Source organism: Microbacterium paulum (assembly GCF_015707995.1).
Classification (GTDB): Bacteria; Actinomycetota; Actinomycetes; order Actinomycetales; family Microbacteriaceae; genus Microbacterium; species Microbacterium paulum.
The window spans coordinates 1-767 of record NZ_JAAGRY010000137.1 but is presented as its reverse complement, the minus strand read 5'-3'; the positions used below and the strand labels follow the sequence as shown (position 1 = coordinate 767).

Here is a 767-nt window from a genome sequence, read left to right as displayed (position 1 = left end):
ACGGTGCGGGGACCCGCATCGGCCGCGCAGCGGATGAGCGCCGTCCCCCGCGTGGCCGGGGTACCCGGCAGTCGCGCCGCGTCGTCTTGCCCGAGGATCGCCCGCGAGTCGGCGGCGTCGGTCACCCGCAGAGCGATGCGGAGCGGCGCATTGGCGAGCACGCCGTCGCGAAAGGCGCCCGCGGCCCGTTGCGACGCGAGCACGAGGTGCATGCCGAGCGCCCGCCCGCGGGCGGCGATGTCGGCGAACAGGTCGTGCAGCCCGGGGTGCACCGAGACGAGGGCGGCGTACTCGTCGACGACGATCACGAGGCGCGCGAGGGCGTCGCCCGCCTCGGCGACATCGCGTGCCCCCGCGGCTTCGAGCACCCGCTCGCGGTGCCGTATCTCGGCCCGCAGGCTCTCGACCGCCCGCAGCGCCCGTTCCTCGTCGAGATCGGTCAGCACCCCGGTGACGTGCGGCAGCGCGGCGAGTGCGTCGAAGGTGCGGCCGCCCTTGAAGTCGACGAGCAGGAACGACACCTCGCGCGGCGAGCGCGACCGGCACATGCCGAGAATCCAGGTCGTGAGCAGTTCGCTCTTGCCCGACCCGGTCACCCCGATCACGACGGCGTGCGGCCCGTCGGCGACGAGGTCGAGGGTCACCGGTTCGCCGCCCGAGACGCCCACGACCGCGGCGAGCGATCCGGGCGCGGCCGCCTCGGGCAGGTCTTCCCACGCGACGGCGGCGTCGAGCCGCTGCCCGAGCGTCGCCGCGCGTTCGGCGAG

1 protein-coding gene is annotated in these 767 nt (G+C 75.5%); it reads right to left on the bottom strand.

Annotated features, from left to right (window positions below; genetic code table 11):
• Window positions 1-767 (bottom strand): FtsK/SpoIIIE domain-containing protein (locus tag G3N18_RS15815; RefSeq protein ID WP_268932626.1); only part of this gene is annotated, 767 nt, incomplete at both ends.